A 20,613-nucleotide genomic window follows, 5' to 3' on the forward strand; every position below is an offset into this window, starting at 1 on the left:
ACAAAAAACGTGCGGCTTGTTGAGATACTAAGCACGGTATTGTAAATGCGAACAATTTGCATTTTCAAATTGCAACGCATATCAGGGAGAGTAAAAAAATGCAATCGTGGAAGGTGAGCGGCCGTTTCAGGGTACTGGCGGCGGCCATGGCAGCGGCCTATGCAGGCGCGCCGGCGCTGGCCCAGCAAGGCGAAGCGGTGCTCCGGGAAGTGACGGTGCTGGGCACGGCCGAAGAGACGCTCAAGCAGGCGCCGGGGGTGTCCATCATCACCGCCGAGGACATCGGGAAGCGGCCACCGGTCAACGACATCTCGGAGATCATCCGCACCATGCCCGGCGTGAACCTGACCGGCAACTCCACCAGCGGACAGCGTGGCAACAACCGCCAGATCGACCTGCGCGGCATGGGGCCGGAGAACACGCTGATCCTGATCGATGGCAAACCCGCTACCAGCCGCAACTCGGTACGCTTCGGCTGGCGCGGTGAGCGCGACACCCGCGGCGACAGCAACTGGGTGCCGGCGGAACAGATCGAGCGCATCGAGGTGATCCGCGGCCCCGCCGCGGCACGCTACGGCAACGGCGCGGCCGGCGGGGTGGTGAACATCATCACCAAGAAGGCGGGTAAGGAACTGCACGGAGAGGTAAGCCTGTATGCCAATGCCCCCGAGCATTCGGACGAGGGCGCGACACGGCGGTTGAACTTCGGCCTCAGCGGCCCGCTGGGCGAGCAGTTCTCCTTCCGCGTCATGGGCAACTACAACCGCACGGAGGAGGACGACCGCTACATCAACGACGGCCATCAGGCGCCGGGATTTGCGAATGCGATGCCGGCCGGCCGCGAAGGCGTGAACAACCGCGACTTCAGCGGGCAACTGAGCTGGCAGCCGTCGGCCGCCCACCGCCTGGACTTGGACCTGGGCTACAGCCGGCAGGGCAACCTCTACGCCGGCGACACGCAGAACGCGAGCTCCAACCCGGTCGTCGATCCCGTCGTCGAACGCATGCGGGGCAAGGAAACGAACGTCATGCGGCGTACCAACTACGCGCTGACCCATACCGGCAAGTACGACTTCGGCAGCTCGCTGAGCTACGTGCAGTACACCGCAACCGACAACAAGCGCATCCAGGAAGGCCTGGCCGGGGCCACCGAGGGCGCCTTCCTCGCCGGCAATCCCCCTTTCATGACCAATGAGCTGCGCGATCTGACCGTGCATGGCGAGGTGAATCTGCCCCTGAGCGGCGTGTTCAAGCAGGTGCTCACCGTCGGTGCGGAATGGACCCGCTCGGAACTGGAGGATCCGACCTCCACCACCCAGACTACGCAGTTCGGCACCATTCCGGGCGTCAGCAGCACCGGGCGCAGCCCGGATGCGTCGGCGCGCATCGCCTCGGTGTTCGTGGAGGACAACATCGAGCTTTCCGAGAACACCGTGCTCACGCCGGGCCTGCGTTTCGACCGGCACTCGGAGGCGGGCGGCAACTGGAGTCCGGCGCTCAACCTGATGCACATGTTCAGCGACCGGGTCACGCTGAAGGGCGGTATCGCCCGCGCCTACAAGGCACCCAACCTGTACCAGGGCAATCCGAACTACCTGCTCTACAGCAACGGCAACGGCTGCCCGACCGTGGGCAACGGTACCACCGGCTGCTACCTGATCGGCAACGACGACCTGGATGCCGAAACCAGTATCAACAAGGAACTGGGCATCGAGTACAAGGTGGGCGGCTTCTCCGCCGGGGTGACCTGGTTCCGCAACGACTACCGCGACAAGATCCAGGCCGACACGACGCCGGTGGGCATCACCGCCACGGGCAACCGCAGCATCTACCAGTGGACGAACATTCCCAAGGCGGTGGTGGAAGGGCTGGAAGGCAGCCTGCGCCTGCCGCTGGCCACCGGGCTGGACTGGCTGACCAACTTCACCTATATGATCGAGTCGAAGAACAAGACCACCGGCGACTATCTCTCGATCATCCCGGAATACACGGTGAACACCTCCCTCGATTGGCGTGCCAGCGACAAGTTCGGCCTGCTGCTGGCGGTGACCTTCTATGGCGAGCAGGAGCCGATGAAGTACGACTTCAAGGGCGACCGGGTGACCGGCACGTCGGCCGATTCGGTCGATCCCTACGCGGTGGTCAACCTGAGCGGCGACTATGCGGTGTCCAAGCATCTCAAGGTCACGGCCGGCATCAACAACCTCTTCGACAAGCGGCAATACCGCCGCGGCAACGCGGTTTCCGTGAGCTCGACGCCGGTATACGGCACCAGTGGCGGGGCCGGGGCGGCCACCTACAACGAGCATGGCCGCACCCTCTACGTCGCGCTGACGACCTCGTTCTGATGCCGGACACGACGCATATGAAGACAAGGTGGCGACGAATCGGCGCCGGCCTGGCGCTCACCCTGGGCCTTGCCGCGGGCCCCCTGCACGCGGCCGACGACGCGGTGACGGACCTCGCCGGGCGTACGCTGCGGGTGCCGGCCAACACCCAGCGCATCCTGCTCGGCGAGGCGCGCCTGATCCCCGCGCTGGCGGTGCTGGAACGGGAGACGCTGGGCGAACGCATCGTCGGCATGCCGGCCGACTTCGAACTGCTCGACCCGCCCGGCTACGCCCAGTACCTGGAGCGCTACCCGCAACTGCGCGAGGTGGCGCGCACCGGGCGGATGACGGCGGACACCTTCAGCGTGGAGATGGCCCTCTCCCTCAAGCCCGACCTGGCCATCTTCGGCCTGGAAGGGCACGGCCCTTCGCCCGAGCACCGCGAAACCCTGGACCGCCTGGCGGCGGCCGGCGTCACCGTGGTGTTCGTCGATTTCCGCAAGGAGCCGCTGCGCAACACTCCGCGCAGCATCGAGGTGCTCGGCCGGGTGCTGGGGCGCGAGGGCGAGGCGGCCGCCTTCGTGGAGGAATACGAAGCCCAGCTCGCGCGCGTGACCGAGCGCCTGGCGGCGCGCACGGCCGACGGCCCCACGGTGTTCATCGAGAACCGCGTCGGGCTCTCCGAGGAATGCTGCGCGACCATGAGCGAGGGCCTGATGGGCACGCTGCTGGACGCCGCCGGCGGGCGCAACGTGGCCAAGGGGCTGGTGCCCGGCGCCTTTGGCGTGCTCAGCCTGGAGCATCTGGTGAGCCGCCCGCCGGAGGTCTACATCGGCACCGCGATCGGCTCCCGCGCCACCATGGAGCGCATGCCCATGCGCATCGTGCTCGGCCCCGGCGTCGACGGGCAGACCGCGCGCGAATCCCTGGCGCGCGCCCTGCAGCGTCCCGGCATCGCCACGCTGCCGGCGGTCCGGCAGGGCAGGGCGCACGCCATCTGGCACCACTTCTACGTCTCGCCGTTCAACGTGGTCGCGGTGCAGGTGTTCGCCAAGTGGCTGTACCCGGAACTCTTCGCCGACCTGCGCCCGGAAGAGACGCTCGCCATGTTCTATCGCCGCTTCCAGCCCGTGCCGCTGGACGGCGAATACTGGACGAGCCTGGGCGCGGAGGGCGCCGTACGGTGATCGCGGCACAGAATGCGGGCATGACCCTGGCCGAGCGCTACGCCGCGTGCGTGCGCCGCCGGGTCGCGGTGCTGTCGGCCCTGCTGCTGGCGCTGGGGCTGATCTTCCTCGCCGATCTGGCCACCGGCCCGTCGGGCCTGCCGTGGCAAACCGTGTGGCAGGGCGTGCTCGACCCGCAGCACCTGGACGTGGGCACGCGGGTGATCCTGTGGGACGTGCGCCTGCCCTACGCGGTCATGGCGGTGCTGGTGGGTGCCGCCCTCGGCCTGGCCGGCGCGCAGATGCAGACGGTGCTGAACAACCCGCTCGCCAGCCCGTTCACCCTCGGCCTGTCGGCGGCGGCCACGGTGGGGGCCTCGCTGGCCCTCATCACCGGCTTCTCCGCCTGGGGGCTGGGGCAATCGATCGCGCTGCCCCTGTGCGCCTTCGGCGGCGCGGCCGTGGGGGCGCTGCTGATCCACCTGCTGGCCCTGCGCTGGGGCGCTTCGGTGAACTCGGTGGTGCTGTTCGGCATCGCGCTGATGTTCAGCTTCGAAGCCCTGCTGTGGCTGCTGCAGTACGTGGCGGACAACGCCCTGCAGCAGATCGTGTTCTGGAGCATGGGCAGCCTGGGCCGTTCCACCTGGCCCCGGATCGGCGTGCTGGCGGTGGTGGTGCTCGTCTGTGCGTTGTGGACCCAGTCCCAGGCCTGGGCCATGACCGCCCTGCGCAGCGGCGAGGACCATGCCCGCAGTTGCGGCGTGGCGGTGGAGCGGCTGCGCCTGGTGAGCCTGATCCGGGTCTGCCTGTTGAGCGGCACGGCGCTCGCCTTCGTCGGCACCATCGGCTTCGTCGGCCTGGTGGGGCCGCACATGGCGCGCCTCGCCCTGGGCGAGGATCACCGCTTCTTCCTGCCCGCGAGCGCCCTGGCCGGCGCGCTGATGCTGTCGTGCGCCTCCATACTGAGCAAGGTGCTGGTGCCGGGCGTGGTCCTGCCGATCGGCATCGTCACCGCGCTGGTGGGGGTGCCGGTCTTCATGCTGCTGGTGGTGCGCCACCAGAAGGGGCTGCGCGAATGAACGCGCAGCAATGCTGCTTCACGGCCGCTGCGCGGTCCCCGGCCGCGCCCGCCACGGAGGTGCCGGCGGGGCTGGTGTTGCGCGGCCTCGGCGTGTCCTACGGCAGCAAGGCGGTGGTGCGCGACATCGACCTGGCGCCCTTGCCCACGGGTTGCGTGGTGGCCATGGTGGGCGCCAACGGCGCGGGCAAGTCCTCCACCCTGCGCGCTCTGGCCGGCCTCAACCCCATGAGCGGGCAGGCGCTGCTCGACGGCGACGATCTCGCCGCCCTCGACCCGGCCACGCGCGCGCGCCGCGTGGCCTACATGCCCCAGAGCCTGCCCCAGGCCTCCTCGCTCACGGTCTACGAATCGGTGCTGAGCGCGGTGCGCACCGCCTGTCCGCAACTGGGCACCGCGGTGGTGCACCAGCGCATCGAGACCGTGCTGGGCGACCTTGGCCTGCGGGATCTGGCCATGCGGCCCCTGCTGGCCCTGTCCGGCGGGCAGCGCCAGATGGCCGGGCTGGCCCAGTTGCTGGTACGCGAGCCGCGCCTGCTGCTGCTCGACGAGCCCACCAGCGCACTCGACCTGCGCTGGCAGTTGTGCCTGATGGAGGCCCTGCGCCGCCACGTGGCCGGCCGCCAGGCCCTGTGCCTGATGGCGGTCCACGACCTGAACCTGGCGGCACGCTTCTGCAGCGACATGCTGGTGATGGCGCAGGGACGGCTGATCGCGCGCGGCGCGCCCGGCCGCATCCTCACGCCGGACCTGCTGCGGCGGGCCTACGGCATTGCCGCGCGCGTGGAAACCTGCTCGCTGGGCACGCCGCTGGTGATCGCGGAGCGGGCATTCGATCCGGAGTGAGGCGGAGCGATCCGCCGTGCAAGCCCAAAATAACCGGGAGACAACGATGCATCGTGTGAAGGGCAGCATGCCGACCCCCGAACCCAGCCGCTATCTGACCCGGCTGTGCCACCACTTCCGCAGGAAGATCGAGGTGGAATACGACGAGCGCCAGGGCCTGGCGCGCTTCCCCTGGGGCGACTGCCGGCTCACGGCGCGGGAGGGCGAGCTCGAATTCGAATGTTCGAGCGCCACGGCCGAGCAACTGGGCCGGGTGCGGTTCGTCATCGACGAGCACGTGGCGCTGTTCTCGCGCAGGGCGCCGCTGACGGTGCACTGGCAGCCGCCCGACCCGGACTGATTCAGCGCGCGGTGACCACCGGAATGCCCTTCAGCGTGCCGCTTGGCCGCGGCAGCGTGTCGGCGGGCACGGCGTCGGCCAGATGGGGGGCGAGCCCCAGCCGCCGGCACAGCTCGGCCTCCTGCGCCAGCACCCCGGCCAGGGCGGCGAGCTTGACGTGGCCGAAGCCGCGGATGCGGTCGGGCAGGGCGGCCAGCGCCACGGCGTCGGCGAGATTTCCGGCGTCCAGCCGCGGCAGCAGGGCTTCGACCAGATCGGCGTAGCGTGCCGCCAGCGTGCGCTCCATGCGCCGCTCCGCGGTATGGCCGAAGGGGTCCAGCCGGGTGCCGCGCAGCACCTTGCCGCGGGCGAGCCATTTCATCGCGCGGAGCAGCCAGGGGCCGTAGCGCACTTTGGCCGGCGGCGCGCCGTCCTTCGGCTTCACCAGCAGCGGCGGGGCCATGTGGAAGGACAGGCGCAGCTCGCCTTCGAAGGTCTCTTCCAGGGCGCGCCGGAAGCGTCCGTTGGTGAAGAGGCGCGCCACCTCGTATTCGTCCTTGTAGGCCAGCAGTTTGGCGTAGCCCTGCGCCACGGCGCGGGTCAGCGGCAGGGCCGGGTCGGCCGCGAGCCGCGTTTCGGCGTCGCGCACGCGTTCCACCAGGGTGCGGTAGCGCGCGGCGTAGGCAGCGTTCTGGTAGGCGGCGAGGTGTTCGCTGCGCTGGGCGATCACGTCGTCCAGCGTCCGGGTGCGCGGGGCGGGTTCCTCGGCCAGCGCCAATACGGTGTCCGGCTCCTCCGCGGCCAGCCGGCCCAGGTGGAGGGCCATGCGGTTGGAGTCCACGGCCACACCGTTGAGGGCGATGGCGCGCTCCAGCGCGGGGAGCGACACCGGCACGAGTCCCCGTTGCCAGGCGTAGCCGAGCAGCAGCAGGTTGGCGCCGATGGAATCCCCCTGCAGGCGCAGGGCGAGGTCGTAGGCGTCCACGGTGTCCAGTGCCGCGGGGTTGTCGTCCGCGCCGGCCGCGAAGAGCAGCTTGTCGAACAATGCATCGGCGTGCAGGCTGGCGTCCGGGTCGCGCACGAATCTGTCGGTGGGGGTGCGGTGGCTGCTCGCGACGATGCGGGTGCGGCCGCGGCGCACGGTGCCGAGCGTATCGGGCGAGGCGCCCACGACCAGGTCGCAGGCCAGCAGCAGGTCGGCCTGCTGGGAGTCGATGCGTACCTGGTTGAGCAGTTCCGGGCGCTTCGCCCAGCGGATGAAGGCCAGCACCGCGCCGCCCTTCTGGGCGAAGCCCATGAAGTCGAGCTGGGAGCTGGCCAGGCCGTCCAGGTGGGCGGCCATGCTGACCAGGGCGCCCACGGTGACCACGCCGGTGCCGCCCACGCCGGTGATCAGCATGTCGTAGGGGGCTTCGTCGAGCTGTGCGGCGGGCTGGGGCAGGTGGGCGATCAACTCGTCCAGTTTGTCGCGCCCCAGGCGGGCGACGCGCTTCTTCAACCTGCCGCCTTCCACCGAGACGAAGCTCGGGCAGAAGCCCTGCACGCAGGAATAGTCCTTGTTGCAGGACGACTGCTCGATCTGGCGCTTGCGCCCGAACGGGGTCTCCAGCGGCAGCACGGACAGGCAGTTGGATTGCTGCCCGCAGTCGCCGCAGCCCTCGCACACCTCGGCGTTGATGAAGATGCGCCGGTCCGGGTCGGGGTATTCGCCCTTCTTGCGCCGGCGGCGCTTCTCGGCGGCACAGGTCTGGTCGTAGATCAGGCAGGTGACGCCTTCCACGTCCCGCAGCGTGCGCTGCACCGCGTCCAACTCGCCGCGGGGGTGGAAGGTGGTGCCGGGCGGGAACAGGCTCTCCTGGCCGCGATACTTCTCCGGCTCGTCGCTCACCACCGCCAGCCGGCGCACGCCTTCGGCCTCCACCTGGCGGGCGATGCGCTCCACGCCGATGACGCCGTCCACCGGTTGGCCGCCGGTCATGGCCACCGCGTCGTTGTAGAGGATCTTGTAGGTGACGTTGGCGCGGGCCGCGATGGCCTGGCGGATGGCGAGCGAACCGGAGTGGAAGTAGGTGCCGTCGCCCAGGTTCTGGAACACGTGGGGGCGGGCGGTGAAGCGGCCGTGGGCGGCCCAGTCCACGCCCTCGCCGCCCATCTGGATCAGCCCGGTGGTGGAACGCTCCATCCACGAGGCCATGAAGTGGCAGCCGATGCCGGCCTGGGCGATGGAGCCTTCCGGCACGCGGGTGGAGGTGTTGTGGGGACAGCCGGAGCAGAAGTAGGGCAGGCGGCGCACCGTATCGGCCACGTTGGAGAGGAGTTCCGGGGCGGTGAAATCCGTGACCCGGTTGCGGCGATCCAGCGCCGGTTTGTGGCGCGCCAGCCATTCGGCGAGGACGGGCATGATGCGCGATGGGCGCAGTTCGCCCAGGGCGGACAGCAGCGGCCGGCCGTCGGCGTCCGCCTTGCCGATCACGCGCGGGCGTTGCGGCAGGTTGAAGAGCAGGTCGCGGAGCTGGCGTTCCACCACCGGGGCCTTCTCCTCGATCACCAGCACCTCGGTGAGGCCGTCGACCAGCTCGGCGACGCGGGTGGGCTCCAGGGGGAACACCAGGCCGACCTTGTAGATGCGGATGCCGGCCGCTTCCAGGTCGGCGAGCGTCAGGCCCAGCCGGCGCAGCACTTCGAGGAAGTCGTAGTGCGCCTTGCCCACGGTGACGATGGCGAGGTCCGCCTGCGGGGTGCGGCAGATCCAGCGGTCGATGCTGTTGACCCGCGCGAAGGCGCGCACCGCGTCCAGCTTGGCCGCCAGGCGTTGCTCGATGGTCAGGCTGGGCAGGTCCGGCCAGCGGTAGTGCAGGCCGCCGGGCGGGGGGACGAATCCGGCCGGTGCTGGGAAGTGGGTGCGCACGCCGTCCAGGTCCACGGTCATGCCGCTCTCCACCACTTCGGAAATCGCCTTGAAGCCCACCCAGTTGCCCGAGAAGCGGGACAGGGCCCAGCCGTAGAGGCCGAACTCCAGGTACTCGGCCACGTTGCCTGGATGCAGTACCGGCATGCTCCAGGCCTGCAGGGCCAGATCGCTCTGGTGGGGCATGGAGGAGGACACGCAGCCGTGGTCGTCGCCGGTCACCACCAGCACGCCGCCGGTGGGCGAGGAACCGTAGGCGTTGCCGTGCTTGAGGGCGTCCCCGGCCCGGTCCACGCCCGGGCCCTTGCCGTACCACAGGGCGAACACGCCATCCACGGTACGCTCCGGGTCGGATTCCACCTGCTGGCTGCCGAGCACCGCGGTGCCGGCCAGTTCCTCGTTGATGGCCGGCAGGAACTGCACGCCGGCCGCATCGAGCAGGGTCTTCGCCTTCCACAGGGCCTGGTCGTAGCCGCCCAGGGGAGAACCTCGGTAGCCGCTGACGAAGCCGGCGGTGTGGAGTCCCCGGGCGCGGTCCAGCGCGGCCTGCATCAGCGGCAGGCGCACCAGGGCCTGGATGCCGGTGAGGAACACGGCGCCGTGGGTGGCTTCGAGGTTGTCCGTGAGACGGTAGTCGGTGCGAAAGGGAAGGGAGGGGGACGCGGCGCGAACGCCGGTGTCCGCTTCACGCGGAACGGGGGCTTGCATGGGTGTCTCTCCACGGGGTCGGGGGCGTTCGTGTCGCCGCCTTCGTTGTCGTGATTAAAGCTTAGTGGCCGCTCGGGAAGAGAGGGTTCTTTTCTTGCGCGGAAATCGCCGCTGATGAGTATGATCGATCCACTGAAACGGATTCATGGAGTACGAACATGCTCGATCGTATGGTGCGTCGCATCCTCCACGAACTGCAGCGCGATGCGCGCCTGTCGGTGCAGGAACTGGCCGCCCGCATCGGCCTGTCGGCCACGCCGTGCTGGCGGCGGCTGAAGGAGATCGAGAAGAGTGGCCTCATCCGCCGCCACACGGTATTGCTCGACCGGGAGGCGCTGGGGCTCAAGGAATGCCTGCTGGCCCACGTGACGTTGCTGCGCCACGCCGGCAATACGGTGGAGGAATTCGAGCGCGCGGTACTGGAGCACCCGGAGGTGATCGAGTGCTACAGCACCACGGGGGACTCGGACTACATCCTGAAGATCGTGGTGCCGGACATGAAGGCCTACGATGCCTTCCTGCACCGCCACATCTTCGGCATCCCCGGCGTGGCCAACGTGCGCACCGCGGTGGTGCTGCGGGAGGTGAAGTACGACACCCTGCTGCCCATCGACCAGGCTTGAGGGCGGAGTCTTTCAGTTGGCGGCCAGCGGGGTGTTGGCGGCGAGCTTGGGCGGAGCCCAGGACCAGTCGCGTTCCCAGGCGGTGCGGACCAGGTTGGGATACTGCGCCTTGCCCAGGCTGCCGTTGTAGCGGCCCAGGGCACGGAAGAGGTTGCCCTTCTCGATGTCCAGGTAATGGCGCAGGATGGTGCAGCCGTAGCGCAGGTTGGTGCGCAGGTGGAAGAGGTTGTCGTCCGGGCGGCCGATGACGTCCAGCCAGAACGGCATCACCTGCATGTAGCCCCGTGCGCCGGCGGACGAAACCGCGTACTTGCGGAAGTTGCTTTCCACCTGGATCAGCCCGAGCACGAGTTGCGGGTCGAGTCCGGCACGGGTGGCTTCGTAATGGACCGAGGTGAGCAGTTCGGTGCGGTAGTTGCGGTCCGGGATGCGCTTTTCCAGCCGGCGCGACATGGTTTCCAGCCAGCGCTCGCGCGCCACTTCATCGGCGATCATCAGGCGCGGCGCGCCGGCGTCGGACACCGCCGCATGAAGTGCGGCGCGCACGCTGGCGGCCATGGGTTCATACATCTGCTGGCCGGCCCATGCCCCGGCGCTGCCGAGCAGGGCTGCGGCAGCGGTCAGGGAAAGGAGGGCGCGGCGGGCGGGATGCATGCCGGCTTTATAACGTTCGGCGCGTTCCGAGTCTAGCCAGAACGAATTCGGCGAGGCCGTCGACGGTCACTTTCGTGGCTTCCGCGTCACGGCGGCCCTGGTATTCGGCCTGGCCTTCCTTGAGGCCGCGTTCGCCTATGGTCACACGGTGGGGCACGCCGATCAGTTCCCAGTCGGCGAACATCACGCCGGGGCGCTCGTCCCGGTCGTCCAGGATGGCATCCACGCCGGCGGCGAGCAGCGCCTGATAGAGGGCGGTGGCGGTGTCGCGCACGGCCTCCGAACGCCCCCAGCCCACCGGGCAGATCACCACCTGGAAGGGGGCGATGGCGTCCGGCCAGATGATGCCGCGCTCGTCGTGGTTCTGCTCGATGGCGGCACCCGGGATGCGGGTGATGCCGATGCCGTAGCAGCCCATCTCGAAGGGCTTGGGGCGGCCGTCCTCGTCGAGGAAGGTCGCGTTCATGGCCTTGGAGTACCGGGTGCCCAGGTAGAACACGTGGCCCACTTCGATGCCGCGCTGGATGGCAAGCATGCCCTGGCCGTCCGGGCTGGGGTCGCCTTCCACCACGTTGCGGATGTCGGCCACCAGGTCCGGCTCGGGCAGGTCGCGGCCCCAGTTGGCGCCGGTGTAGTGGAAGTCCTCGGCGTTGGCGCCGCAGATGAAGTCGGCCATGTTGGCGACGGTACGGTCGGCCACCACCTTCACCGGTTTCTTCAGGCCAATGGGGCCCAGGTAGCCGGGCCTGCAGTCGAAGTGCTCGGCGATCTCCGCTTCCGTGGCGAAGCGGAAGCCGTTCTTGAGGCCGTCGAGCTTGCCCGCCTTGACCTCGTTCAGTTCATGGTCGCCGCGCACCAGCAGCAGCCACACGGTGACGCCGGCGGGATTGCCCTGGTCGTCCACGTCGTCGGTGGCCAGCACCAGGGATTTCACCGTGGTTTCCAGTGGCACGCCGAGCAGGGCGGCGACGTCCCTGCAAGTGGACTTGCCGGGGGTGGGGGTTTTGACCAGTTGCGCGGCCGGGGCGGTGCGGGAAGGCAGCAGGGCGACCGCCTCGGCCAGCTCGATGTTGGCGGCGTAGTCGGACTGGGGGCAATAGACGATGGCGTCCTCGCCGGTGTCGGCGATGACCTGGAACTCGTGGGAGCGGTCGCCGCCGATGGCGCCGGTGTCCGCCGCCACCGCCCGATAGGTCAGGCCCAGGCGGTCGAAGATGCGGCCGTAGGCGGCGTACATGGCGTCGTAGCTCCTGCCCGCGCCGTCCACGTCGCGGTCGAAGGAGTAGGCGTCCTTCATCGTGAACTCGCGCCCGCGCATCACGCCGAAGCGCGGCCGGCGCTCGTCGCGGAACTTGGTCTGGATCTGGTAGAAGTTCTTCGGCAACTGGCGGTAGCTCTTCAGCTCCTGGCGCGCGGTGTCGGTGATGACTTCCTCGGAGGTCGGCTGCAGGGCGAAGTCGCGCGCATGGCGGTCCTTGAAGCGCAGCAGTTCGTCGCCCATCTTGTCCCAGCGCCCGGTCTCCTGCCACAGCTCGGCGGGCTGCACCATGGGCATGAGGAGCTCCAGCGCGCCGGCCCGGTCCATTTCCTCGCGCACGATGTTCTCCACCTTGCGGATCACCCGCAGGCCCATGGGCATGTAGGTGTAGATGCCCGCGGCGACCTTGCGGATCAGGCCGGCGCGCATCATCAGCTTGTGGCTGACGATCTCGGCGTCGGACGGGGCTTCCTTGAGGGTGGAGACGAAGAGCTGGGAGGCACGCATGCTGGAATCCACGGGCGGAATGGGTCACGAAGCCGGCGATTCTAACGCAAGGCGTAGCCGCGATGCGCCGCGCAGGCGGGAACGTAGCGGCCGGCCTCGCTTTCCAAGGAACGGCAAGTGTGGAAGAATCCGGCCCAGTCCATGAAGTTTTTGAAGGTTTGATCATGCTCGACCGTGAAGGCTATCGCCCGAACGTCGGCATCATTCTGGTCAACGCGCGCAACGAGGTCTTCTGGGGCAAACGCATCCGCGAACATTCCTGGCAGTTCCCGCAAGGTGGCATCAAGCACGGTGAAACACCCGAGCAGGCCATGTATCGCGAACTGCACGAAGAGGTCGGACTGCGTCCCGAGCACGTGAAGATACTCGGCCGCACGCGGGGTTGGTTGCGTTACGACGTGCCCAAGCACTGGATCAAGCGCGAGTGGCGCAACACCTACCGCGGGCAGAAGCAGATCTGGTTCCTGCTCCGCCTGGTGGGCCGCGACACCGACGTGAGTCTGCGCGCGAGCAACCATCCGGAATTCGATGCCTGGCGCTGGAGCGACTACTGGGTGCCGCTCGACGCGGTGATCGAGTTCAAGCGCGGCGTCTACCAGCAGGCGCTCACCGAGCTGTCGCGGGTGCTGTTCCGCTCCCGTCCGCGCGAACTGCCGCAGGAGTACCAGCCGTCCGGCACTTCGTCCTGAGGCGGGGTTTCTTCGCCGCTGGCCTGTTGCACGAAGATAACCGTTCCATGTCGTGGGGAGATTTGTGCGTTTGAAAGTGCGTCGGCCGATCGTCCGCGGGAGCCTTCTGGCTCTCGTCTGTTTCTCAAGCCTGTCGTTCGCCCAGTTGTTCGGCGATGAGGAGCGCGCGAAATGGGAGGAGGGCGAGTATGCCCTGCCGGAGGCGCCCCAGGAGTCGTCCCTGCGGCAGTTCTTCGTCTCCAGCGCCTCGCCCAACCAGTTCTTCGTCGATGAGCAGACGCTCACCGTGGGCGGGGATGGGGTGGTGCGCTACGTGCTGGTGGTGCGCACGCGGGGCGGTGCCCGCAACGTCACCTTCGAAGGCATCCGCTGCGCCACCGGCGAGCGGCGCCTCTACGCCTCGGGCCATTCCGACGGCAGTTGGGCCAAGGCGCGCGACAGCCGCTGGGAACCCATCTCCTTCAACACCTACAACCGGCCGCAGGCCGCTCTTGCCCAGGACTGCTTCTGCGATGGCCCGGCGGCCGCGCGCAACACGGCCGAGGTACTGCGCCGCCTGCGCGGCACGGACATGACCATCGTCAATCCCTATCGCTGAGCGTTCCCATGATCGACCAGGCCATCATCCAGTTCGACCGGGCGCTGCGCACTGTTTTCGCACCCGCGCGCACCGTGCGTCCGGTTCCCGGGGGCGAGCTGCCCGAGGCCGCCCTGTCGGACGATGAAAAACGCCATGCCGCGGCGCTGATGCGCATCAACCACTGCGGCGAGATCTGCGCCCAGGCGCTCTACCAGGGGCAGGCGATGATGTCGGGGGACGACGGCATCCGCCAGGCGCTGCAGCAGGCCTCGAACGAGGAAACCGAGCATCTGGCATGGACCGAGCAGCGCATCGCTGAACTGGGCGGGCACAAGAGCCTGCTGAACCCCCTGTGGTACGGCGGCGCGCTGGCCATCGGACTGCTGGCGGGCAGGTTCGGCGACCGCTGGAACCTCGGCTTCCTGGCCGAGACCGAGCGCCAGGTCGAGGCGCACCTCGAGGGCCATCTCGACATCCTGCCGGCCGAAGACGGGCGTTCGCGCGCCATCGTCGAGCAGATGAAAACGGACGAGGTCGGGCATGCCGACACGGCGGTCGCCCTGGGTGCGCACGAACTGCCCGCCTCGGTGAAGACGGCGATGAAGTTGGCGTCGCGGGTCATGACCCGCACGGCCTACTGGGTCTGAGGCGAGCCGCTGCCGGTCAGACCTCGACGATTTCCCACTCATGGGTGATCTCAGCGGTCTTGCCGAGCATGATGGAGGCCGAGCAGTACTTCTCGGCCGACAGATGCACCGCGCGCTCCACCGCCTCCGGCTTCAGCCCGCGGCCGCTGACCTTGTAGGTGAAGCTGATGCGGGTGAACACCTTGGGGTCGGTCTCTGCGCGCTCGGCGTCGAGGTGCACTTCGCAGCCGCGCACGTCCTGCCGGCCGCGTTTGAGGATCAGCACCACGTCGTAGGCCGTGCAGCCGCCGGCGCCCACCAGGATCATCTCCATCGGTCGCGGCGCGAGGTTGCGTCCGCCGCCGTCCGGGGCGCCGTCCATGGCCACTACATGCCCGCTGCCCGTCTCGGCCAGGAAAGTCATGCCATCGACGCCGGCCCACTTGACGCTGCACTCCATAGGAATCTCCGTATATCGCTCGTATCAGCGGCCCGCGTGCGCGCATCGCCGCTCGTGCCGCATTCTACCGGAGCGCCTTCGCGCAGGTACAAGGCCTTGCGGGGGCGAGCGCCGGGTGGGCGGGAGGGTGGCTTCGCGCCGCAACAGGGTATAGTTACCGCGTATGACGTACGCAGTTCGGTGGGTGATCCGCTGCCCTATCTCATGACTGAAATCCAAGCAGAACAAGGGGTTGTGCGGAAATAAGTATTGCTTATGGGTGAATCAAAACATTTATAGTGCAATGCACAAAAAATGCTTGCGTGGCGAATCCGCGTTTGGTGTAATTCGTCCCAGTCGGATCGCAAACGTCTCCGCGATCCAAACGGTGTCTCCTCCACCCTCCTCCTTTGGTGTGGATTTAACGCAGTCCCGAGCGGACTGCGTTTTTTTTGCTTGTTTTTGCCCGTGCACGCGATTGACATGGCGATCGGACCCGCATTAACATTGCGAGCTTTCCGTTTGGTGGCCGGTTCGCCAGGCCTGACAAAGATCGAGGTTTCGAATGAAAACGTTTTCTGCCAAGCCGCACGAAGTTCAGCGCGACTGGTTCGTTGTTGACGGGACGGACAAGGTGCTTGGCCGACTTGCCGCCGAAGTGGCGCGTCGCCTGCGTGGCAAGCACAAACCCATCTACACTCCGCACGTCGATACCGGCGACTACATCGTCGTGGTCAACGTCGACAAGCTGCGTGTGACCGGCAACAAGGCGCTGGACAAGAAGTATTACCGTCACTCCGGTTATCCGGGCGGGATCTACGAGACCAACTTCACCAAGCTGCAGCAGCGCTTCCCGGAGCGTGTGCTGGAAAAGGCCGTGAAGGGCATGCTGCCGAAGGGTCCGCTGGGTTACGCCATGCTGAAGAAGCTGAAGTGCTATGCCGGTGCCGAGCATCCGCATACCGCCCAGCAGCCCAAAGTTCTCGAGATCTGACAGGAGCCGATAAATGGCTGTGACTTACAACTACGGCACCGGCCGCCGCAAGACCGCTGTGGCGCGTGTGTTCATCAAGCCGGGCTCCGGCAACATCGTCGTCAACGGCAAGCCGGTGGACGAGTTCTTCTCCCGCGAAACCGGCCGCATGATCGTGCGCCAGCCGCTGGTGCTGACCGGCAACGAATCGCGCTTCGACATCCTGGTCAACGTGATCGGCGGCGGCGAATCCGGCCAGGCCGGTGCGGTGCGCCATGGCATCACCCGTGCGCTGATCGACTACGACGCCGAACTGAAGGGCGAACTGCGCAAGGCCGGCTTCGTGACCCGCGACGCCCGCGAGGTCGAGCGCAAGAAGGTCGGCTTCCACAAGGCGCGCCGCCGCAAGCAGTTCTCCAAGCGTTGATCCCTGCGGGGTCCGCTTGCCGCAAAGCCGCCCGCGAGGCGGCTTTGTGCTTTGTGGCGCAACAGCTTCGGCGCGCGGTGCGATAATCAGGCGCGCATCCGGATTTCCGGCAAGGAGTGGAAATGATCAAGGTTGGTGTGGTAGGTGGGACCGGATATACCGGCGTCGAGTTGCTGCGCCTGCTGGCGCTGCATCCGCAGGTCAGCCTGACGGCGATCACCTCGCGCGGCGAGGCCGGCCTGCCGGTGGCCGACATGTTCCCGAGCCTGCGCAAGCGGGTCGATCTTCGCTTCGTGGCACCGCAGGACGCGGCGCTGGACGAGTGCGACGTGGTGTTCTTCGCCACGCCCAACGGCATCGCCATGAAGCAGGCGGCCGAACTGGTGGCCACCGGGGTGCGGGTCATCGACCTGGCAGCCGACTTCCGCATCCGCGACGTGGCTGAATGGCAGAAATGGTACGGCATGGAACACGCTGCACCGGAGTTGGTGGCCGAGGCGGTCTATGGTCTGCCCGAGGTCAATCGGGAAAAGATCCGCTCGGCGCGCGTGCTGGCTAATCCGGGCTGTTATCCGACCGCCGTGCAGCTCGGCTTCCTGCCGCTGATCGAGGCCGGCGTGGTGGACATCTCCCACCTGGTCGCCGATGCCAAGTCGGGGGTGTCCGGCGCCGGCCGCAAGGCCGAGGTGCATGCCCTGTTCGCCGAGGCGGCGGACAGCTTCAAGGCTTACGGTGTGCCGGGGCACCGCCATCTGCCGGAAATCCGCCAGGGGCTGACTAGGGCGGCCGGCACGCCGGTCGGCCTGACCTTCGTGCCCCACCTTACGCCGATGATCCGCGGTATCCACGCCACGCTCTACGGGCGGCTGAACGGCGACGTCGATCTGCAGGCCCTGTTCGAGAAGCGCTACGCCGGCGAGCCCTTCGTCGATGTGCTGCCGGCCGGCAGCCATCCGGAAACGCGCTCCGTGCGCGCGTCCAACCTGTGCCGCATTGCCGTGCACCGGCCGCAGGGCGGCGACGTCGTGGTCGTGTTGTCGGTCATCGACAACCTGGTCAAGGGGGCGGCCGGCCAGGCGGTGCAGAACATGAACATCATGTTCGGCTGCGAGGAGACGTTGGGCCTCGACATCGTGCCGGTGAGCCCGTAAGGGAACCTTTGCAGGCCGTTACGATCAATTTTGACCAGTGACGGGCGAATGCCGCATCATTCGTCCGCATCCCCACAGAGGAGAGAACATGAACGCAGTCGTTGAAAGCCCGGAAGTGCTCGTCTTTACCGACAGCGCGGCCAGCAAGGTGAAGGAACTGATCGAGGAAGAAGGCAATCCGGCGCTGAAGCTGCGGGTCTTCGTGACCGGCGGCGGCTGCTCCGGCTTCCAGTATGGGTTCACCTTCGACGAGGAAGTCGCCGACGACGACACCTCGCTGGAAAAGAACGGCGTCACCCTGTTGATCGATCCCATGAGCTACCAGTACCTGGTGGGTGCGGAGATCGATTACACGGAAGGCCTGGAAGGCTCGCAGTTCGTCATCCGCAACCCGAACGCCACCAGTACCTGCGGCTGCGGGTCGTCTTTCTCGGTCTGAGTCGTTCCCAAACGCTGAAAGACGAAGGGGTGCCCGGCGGGCGCCCCTTCTTGCTTGATGCCCGGGCGAGAATCAGCGCAGCGCGGCAACCGTTGTCCGGTTGAGGAGCGCAATGCGTTCGACGAGCGGAGCAGTCTGCTCGCGGAACTGGGCGAGTTCCTGCCTGCTCAGCGGCTGTGCGGCCGGCAGGGCAATGCGCAGCGGATCGTGCGCGACGTTGTTCACGCGGATCTCGTAATGCAGGTGAGGGCCCGTGGCCCAGCCGGTCTTGCCCACGTAACCGATCACATCGCCCTGGTTGACCCGCTGGCCCTTGCGCAGGCCGCGCATGAATCCGTTCAGGTGCGCATAGGCGGTGGCGTAACGGTCGCGGTGCAGGACGATGACGATGTTGCCGTAGCCGTTCTGGACGCCGACGAAGGAGACCGTGCCGTCGGAGGTCGCCTTGATGGGCGTGCCGATCGGCGCTGCGAAATCCACGCCGGCATGTGTGCGCCAGTTGCGGTGGATGGGGTGCAGGCGGCGGCCGAAGCCGGAGGTGATGCGGGAGAATTCCAGCGGCGAACGCAGGAAGGCCTGGCGCAGGCTGCGGCCGTCGGCCGTGTAGTACTGCTCCCGGCCGTCACCGCCGCGGAACAGCACCACCGTATGGCGCCGGCCCTGGTTCACGAACTCCGCCGCAAGGATTTTGCCGCTGCGCACCGGGGCGCCCTGGTCGTACAGGGTTTCGTAGATCACGCTGAACGAGTCGCCGCGCCGCAGATCGCTGTGGAAGTTGATCTCGGTGCCGAAGATTTCTGCCAGCTTGGTGGCGACCGGGTCCGGCAGCCCCACGGCGTCGGTGGCGCCGAAGAGCGAATGCTGGATGGTGCCGCTGCGCATCTCGACCACGGTCGACAGTGCCTGCGCCTCGTCGCTCCTGACCTGGAAGCCGTCTGCGGTGCGCTCGATGCTGAAGCGGCCACCGGCGCGCGAGACGGGCAGGCTCAGCGCCTGCAGGCGGCCGTCACCGTGCACCAGCGCGGTCAGCGAGCGGCCGGAACGCAACTGGCGCAACGCGGTTCGCCCTTCGGCGTCATGGAGGAGGAAGCTCAACGCTTCCGTATCCCGCACGTTGAGGCGGCGGAAGATGGATTCGATGGTATCACCGGACTGTACGCGTTCGTCGTGCACAAAGGGCAGGTCGTCGGATGCCTCGGGAGTGGTTGCAGCCACCGTCAGGCGTTCGACGATGGTCTGCGGCACGAACGGCGGCGGTGCGTCCGGGGCGGTCGCCATGGCGGCGACCACGCCAAAAAAAGAGATCCCCGACAGCGCGGCAAGTGTCCCGGCGCGTCGTGCAGACGGCAGATGCGCCAGGAGATCGGCTAGAATCCTTTTCTTTCGGGGCTGCATGGGACTCTTCGGACGAAAATTTTCGTGAGTCTATCAAAAACCGCAGTTATCCCGTGTTCCGGGTAGGGAGATATTTTGTAAATGAGCGATGTAGCTTCCGCGTTGACGTTGATCAAACGGGGCGCCGACGAGATTCTGATCGAGGCCGAACTGGCCGACAAGCTCAAGTCGGGGCGTCCCCTGCGCGTCAAGGCCGGCTTCGATCCCACCGCGCCGGACCTGCACTTGGGCCACACGGTACTGATCAACAAGCTGCGGCACTTCCAGGAACTCGGCCATCAGGTCCTGTTCCTGATCGGCGATTTCACCGGGATGATCGGCGACCCATCGGGCAAGAACACTACCCGTCCGCCCCTGTCGCGCGAGCAGATTATGGAGAACGCGAAGACCTACCAGGAGCAGGTGTTCAAGATACTCGATCCTGAGCGCACCGAAATTTGCTTCAACTCCGCGTGGATGAACGAGCTCGGCGCGGCCGGCATGATCCGTCTCGCGTCGCGCAGCACCGTCGCGCGCATGCTCGAACGGGACGACTTCGCCAAGCGCTATACGAACGAGCAGCCGATCGCTGTCCATGAATTCCTCTACCCCCTGTGCCAGGGCTACGACTCGGTGGCGATGCGGGCGGACGTGGAACTGGGCGGCACGGACCAGAAGTTCAACCTGCTGATGGGGCGCGAGCTGCAGAAGCACGAAGGCCAGTCGCCCCAGTGCGTGGTCATGATGCCCTTGCTGGAAGGGCTGGACGGCGTCAACAAGATGTCCAAGTCGCTCGGCAACTACATCGGCATCGCCGAGCCGGCGCGCGAGATCTTCGGCAAGGTCATGTCGGTTTCCGACCAGTTGATGTGGCGCTACTACGAACTGCTGTCCTTCCGGCCGGAGAGCGAGATCGCCGCGTTGCGCTGGGAGATCGAGGCCGGCCGCAATCCGCGTGACGCCAAGGTCATGCTGGCCCAGGAGTTGGTCGCCCGCTTCCATGACCGCGCTGCGGCCGAGGACGCGCTGCGCGATTTCGAAGCGCGCTTCCAGCGCTGCGTGATTCCCGACGACCTGCCCGAAGTGGGCGTGCAGGTCGGTGCCGACGGATTACCGGTCTTTCAGGTACTCAAGCAGGCCGGCTTGACGAGCACGACATCGGAGGCGATCCGCATGATCGAGCAGGGCGGGGTGCGCCTCAATGGCGAGCGCGTGGCGGACAAGGGCCTGATCCTGACTGCCGGAGAGACCGTCGTCCTGCAGGTGGGCAAGCGCAAGTTCGCTTCGGTCGTGCTGGGCTGAGCGTTGCGCCAGCCGCCGTACTTCGGCGTGCGACGGTGGCAGAAATGATCAAAGGGCGGTGCATGCGAGCATGTACCGCCCTTTGTCCCTGATCCTGCGAGCTTTTCGGGGCGCGCCATGGGGGTTTTCCTTCGAGGGCGGAAAATTTCTTCCATCGGGGCATTGACAGTCCATTCGAGGTCTTTATAATTCGCGCCTCTTTGGCGCTGTGGTGCG

At 67.3% G+C, this 20,613-nt stretch carries 19 protein-coding genes; 14 read left to right on the top strand and 5 right to left on the bottom strand.

Going from position 1 to position 20,613, the window contains the following annotated elements; all coding sequences use genetic code 11:
- Positions 1–98 precede the first annotated feature (98 nt).
- The 5 genes from E6O51_RS20595 to E6O51_RS20615 are packed head-to-tail and all read left to right on the top strand — an operon-like array spanning position 99 to position 5,760.
- Entirely contained in the window at positions 99–2,348 is a 2,250-nt protein-coding gene (locus tag E6O51_RS20595) for a TonB-dependent siderophore receptor (RefSeq protein WP_136386909.1), read from the top strand.
- Between the two features lie 17 nt (positions 2,349–2,365).
- Positions 2,366–3,517 carry an ABC transporter substrate-binding protein gene (locus E6O51_RS20600; RefSeq protein ID WP_136386910.1) on the top strand — a complete coding sequence of 384 codons (1,152 nt, stop codon included), beginning with the start codon at positions 2,366–2,368 and terminating at the stop codon, positions 3,515–3,517.
- Positions 3,514–4,575 (top strand): FecCD family ABC transporter permease, encoded by a 1,062-nt coding sequence (locus tag E6O51_RS20605; RefSeq protein ID WP_211091477.1) that lies wholly within the window; start codon positions 3,514–3,516, stop codon positions 4,573–4,575. The genes E6O51_RS20600 and E6O51_RS20605 overlap by 4 nt, the downstream gene beginning before the upstream one ends.
- Complete coding sequence (locus E6O51_RS20610; RefSeq protein ID WP_136386911.1) at positions 4,572–5,420, top strand: ABC transporter ATP-binding protein; 849 nt, start codon at positions 4,572–4,574, stop codon at positions 5,418–5,420. Before E6O51_RS20605 ends, E6O51_RS20610 begins: the two co-directional genes overlap by 4 nt.
- 46 nt (positions 5,421–5,466) lie before the next feature.
- A complete protein-coding gene (locus E6O51_RS20615; RefSeq protein WP_136386912.1) occupies positions 5,467–5,760 on the top strand; it encodes a DUF2218 domain-containing protein in 294 nt (97 codons plus the stop codon).
- A 1-nt stretch (position 5,761) separates the two neighbouring features.
- On the opposite strand, the gene E6O51_RS20620 is transcribed toward E6O51_RS20615, so the two are convergent.
- Positions 5,762–9,355, bottom strand: a complete 3,594-nt coding sequence (locus tag E6O51_RS20620) for an indolepyruvate ferredoxin oxidoreductase family protein (RefSeq protein ID WP_136386913.1) — start codon at positions 9,353–9,355, stop codon at positions 5,762–5,764.
- A 158-nt stretch (positions 9,356–9,513) separates the two neighbouring features.
- On the opposite strand from E6O51_RS20620, the gene E6O51_RS20625 reads away from it, so the two are divergent.
- Positions 9,514–9,978 (top strand): Lrp/AsnC family transcriptional regulator, encoded by a 465-nt coding sequence (locus E6O51_RS20625; protein WP_136386914.1) that lies wholly within the window; start codon positions 9,514–9,516, stop codon positions 9,976–9,978.
- A gap of 12 nt (positions 9,979–9,990) precedes the next feature.
- On the opposite strand, the gene E6O51_RS20630 is transcribed toward E6O51_RS20625, so the two are convergent.
- The gene (locus tag E6O51_RS20630; protein ID WP_136386915.1) at positions 9,991–10,632 is read right to left on the bottom strand and encodes a lytic transglycosylase domain-containing protein; all 642 of its coding nucleotides are present in this window, start codon (positions 10,630–10,632) and stop codon (positions 9,991–9,993) included.
- A gap of 7 nt (positions 10,633–10,639) precedes the next feature.
- A complete protein-coding gene (locus tag E6O51_RS20635) occupies positions 10,640–12,397 on the bottom strand; it encodes a proline--tRNA ligase (RefSeq protein WP_136386916.1) in 1,758 nt (585 codons plus the stop codon).
- Between the two features lie 164 nt (positions 12,398–12,561).
- On the opposite strand from E6O51_RS20635, the gene E6O51_RS20640 reads away from it, so the two are divergent.
- The 3 genes from E6O51_RS20640 to coq7 all read left to right on the top strand — a co-directional run bounded on the left by E6O51_RS20640 (position 12,562) and on the right by coq7 (position 14,313).
- On the top strand, positions 12,562–13,086 hold the full coding sequence (locus E6O51_RS20640) for an RNA pyrophosphohydrolase (protein WP_136386917.1): 525 nt from the start codon (positions 12,562–12,564) through the stop codon (positions 13,084–13,086).
- A 145-nt stretch (positions 13,087–13,231) separates the two neighbouring features.
- Positions 13,232–13,684, top strand: coding sequence for a CNP1-like family protein (locus E6O51_RS20645; RefSeq protein ID WP_230976869.1), 453 nt, complete (start codon positions 13,232–13,234; stop codon positions 13,682–13,684).
- Between the two features lie 8 nt (positions 13,685–13,692).
- Positions 13,693–14,313, top strand: a complete 621-nt coding sequence (coq7, locus tag E6O51_RS20650) for a 2-polyprenyl-3-methyl-6-methoxy-1,4-benzoquinone monooxygenase (protein ID WP_136386919.1) — start codon at positions 13,693–13,695, stop codon at positions 14,311–14,313.
- 16 nt (positions 14,314–14,329) lie between these two features.
- On the opposite strand, the gene E6O51_RS20655 is transcribed toward coq7, so the two are convergent.
- Positions 14,330–14,752, bottom strand: coding sequence for an OsmC family protein (locus E6O51_RS20655; RefSeq protein ID WP_136386920.1), 423 nt, complete (start codon positions 14,750–14,752; stop codon positions 14,330–14,332).
- 544 nt (positions 14,753–15,296) lie between these two features.
- On the opposite strand from E6O51_RS20655, the gene rplM reads away from it, so the two are divergent.
- The 4 genes from rplM to erpA all read left to right on the top strand — a co-directional run bounded on the left by rplM (position 15,297) and on the right by erpA (position 17,721).
- The gene (rplM, locus tag E6O51_RS20660) at positions 15,297–15,725 is read left to right on the top strand and encodes a 50S ribosomal protein L13 (RefSeq protein ID WP_136386921.1); all 429 of its coding nucleotides are present in this window, start codon (positions 15,297–15,299) and stop codon (positions 15,723–15,725) included.
- Positions 15,726–15,738: 13 nt separating this feature from the next.
- Positions 15,739–16,131, top strand: coding sequence for a 30S ribosomal protein S9 (gene rpsI / locus E6O51_RS20665; protein WP_136386922.1), 393 nt, complete (start codon positions 15,739–15,741; stop codon positions 16,129–16,131).
- Between the two features lie 122 nt (positions 16,132–16,253).
- Positions 16,254–17,282, top strand: a complete 1,029-nt coding sequence (gene argC, locus E6O51_RS20670; RefSeq protein ID WP_136386923.1) for an N-acetyl-gamma-glutamyl-phosphate reductase — start codon at positions 16,254–16,256, stop codon at positions 17,280–17,282.
- 88 nt (positions 17,283–17,370) lie between these two features.
- Positions 17,371–17,721, top strand: a complete 351-nt coding sequence (erpA, locus tag E6O51_RS20675) for an iron-sulfur cluster insertion protein ErpA (RefSeq protein WP_136386924.1) — start codon at positions 17,371–17,373, stop codon at positions 17,719–17,721.
- Positions 17,722–17,793: 72 nt separating this feature from the next.
- On the opposite strand, the gene E6O51_RS20680 is transcribed toward erpA, so the two are convergent.
- Positions 17,794–18,999 (bottom strand): M23 family metallopeptidase, encoded by a 1,206-nt coding sequence (locus tag E6O51_RS20680; protein WP_408003426.1) that lies wholly within the window; start codon positions 18,997–18,999, stop codon positions 17,794–17,796.
- A 198-nt stretch (positions 19,000–19,197) separates the two neighbouring features.
- Between E6O51_RS20680 and tyrS the strand changes: the two genes are divergently transcribed.
- A complete protein-coding gene (tyrS, locus tag E6O51_RS20685) occupies positions 19,198–20,397 on the top strand; it encodes a tyrosine--tRNA ligase (RefSeq protein WP_136386926.1) in 1,200 nt (399 codons plus the stop codon).
- The last annotated feature ends 216 nt before the right edge of the window (positions 20,398–20,613 follow it).

Origin of the sequence: Pseudothauera rhizosphaerae (assembly GCF_004801305.1) — a bacterium.
Taxonomy (GTDB): Bacteria; Pseudomonadota; Gammaproteobacteria; order Burkholderiales; family Rhodocyclaceae; genus Pseudothauera; species Pseudothauera rhizosphaerae.

Bases quoted from the DNA above. Each gene is read 5' to 3' on its own strand.
- E6O51_RS20595 (WP_136386909.1), top strand. From the start codon at position 99: ATGCAATCGTGGAAGGTGAGCGGCCGTTTCAGGGTACTGGCGGCGGCC.
- E6O51_RS20600 (WP_136386910.1), top strand. From the start codon at position 2,366: ATGAAGACAAGGTGGCGACGAATCGGCGCCGGCCTGGCGCTCACCCTG.
- E6O51_RS20610 (WP_136386911.1), top strand. From the start codon at position 4,572: ATGAACGCGCAGCAATGCTGCTTCACGGCCGCTGCGCGGTCCCCGGCC.
- E6O51_RS20615 (WP_136386912.1), top strand. From the start codon at position 5,467: ATGCATCGTGTGAAGGGCAGCATGCCGACCCCCGAACCCAGCCGCTAT.
- E6O51_RS20620 (WP_136386913.1), bottom strand. From the start codon at position 9,355: ATGCAAGCCCCCGTTCCGCGTGAAGCGGACACCGGCGTTCGCGCCGCG.
- E6O51_RS20625 (WP_136386914.1), top strand. From the start codon at position 9,514: ATGCTCGATCGTATGGTGCGTCGCATCCTCCACGAACTGCAGCGCGAT.
- E6O51_RS20630 (WP_136386915.1), bottom strand. From the start codon at position 10,632: ATGCATCCCGCCCGCCGCGCCCTCCTTTCCCTGACCGCTGCCGCAGCC.
- E6O51_RS20635 (WP_136386916.1), bottom strand. From the start codon at position 12,397: ATGCGTGCCTCCCAGCTCTTCGTCTCCACCCTCAAGGAAGCCCCGTCC.
- E6O51_RS20640 (WP_136386917.1), top strand. From the start codon at position 12,562: ATGCTCGACCGTGAAGGCTATCGCCCGAACGTCGGCATCATTCTGGTC.
- coq7 (WP_136386919.1), top strand. From the start codon at position 13,693: ATGATCGACCAGGCCATCATCCAGTTCGACCGGGCGCTGCGCACTGTT.
- E6O51_RS20655 (WP_136386920.1), bottom strand. From the start codon at position 14,752: ATGGAGTGCAGCGTCAAGTGGGCCGGCGTCGATGGCATGACTTTCCTG.
- rplM (WP_136386921.1), top strand. From the start codon at position 15,297: ATGAAAACGTTTTCTGCCAAGCCGCACGAAGTTCAGCGCGACTGGTTC.
- rpsI (WP_136386922.1), top strand. From the start codon at position 15,739: ATGGCTGTGACTTACAACTACGGCACCGGCCGCCGCAAGACCGCTGTG.
- argC (WP_136386923.1), top strand. From the start codon at position 16,254: ATGATCAAGGTTGGTGTGGTAGGTGGGACCGGATATACCGGCGTCGAG.
- erpA (WP_136386924.1), top strand. From the start codon at position 17,371: ATGAACGCAGTCGTTGAAAGCCCGGAAGTGCTCGTCTTTACCGACAGC.
- E6O51_RS20680 (WP_408003426.1), bottom strand. From the start codon at position 18,999: ATGGCGACCGCCCCGGACGCACCGCCGCCGTTCGTGCCGCAGACCATC.
- tyrS (WP_136386926.1), top strand. From the start codon at position 19,198: ATGAGCGATGTAGCTTCCGCGTTGACGTTGATCAAACGGGGCGCCGAC.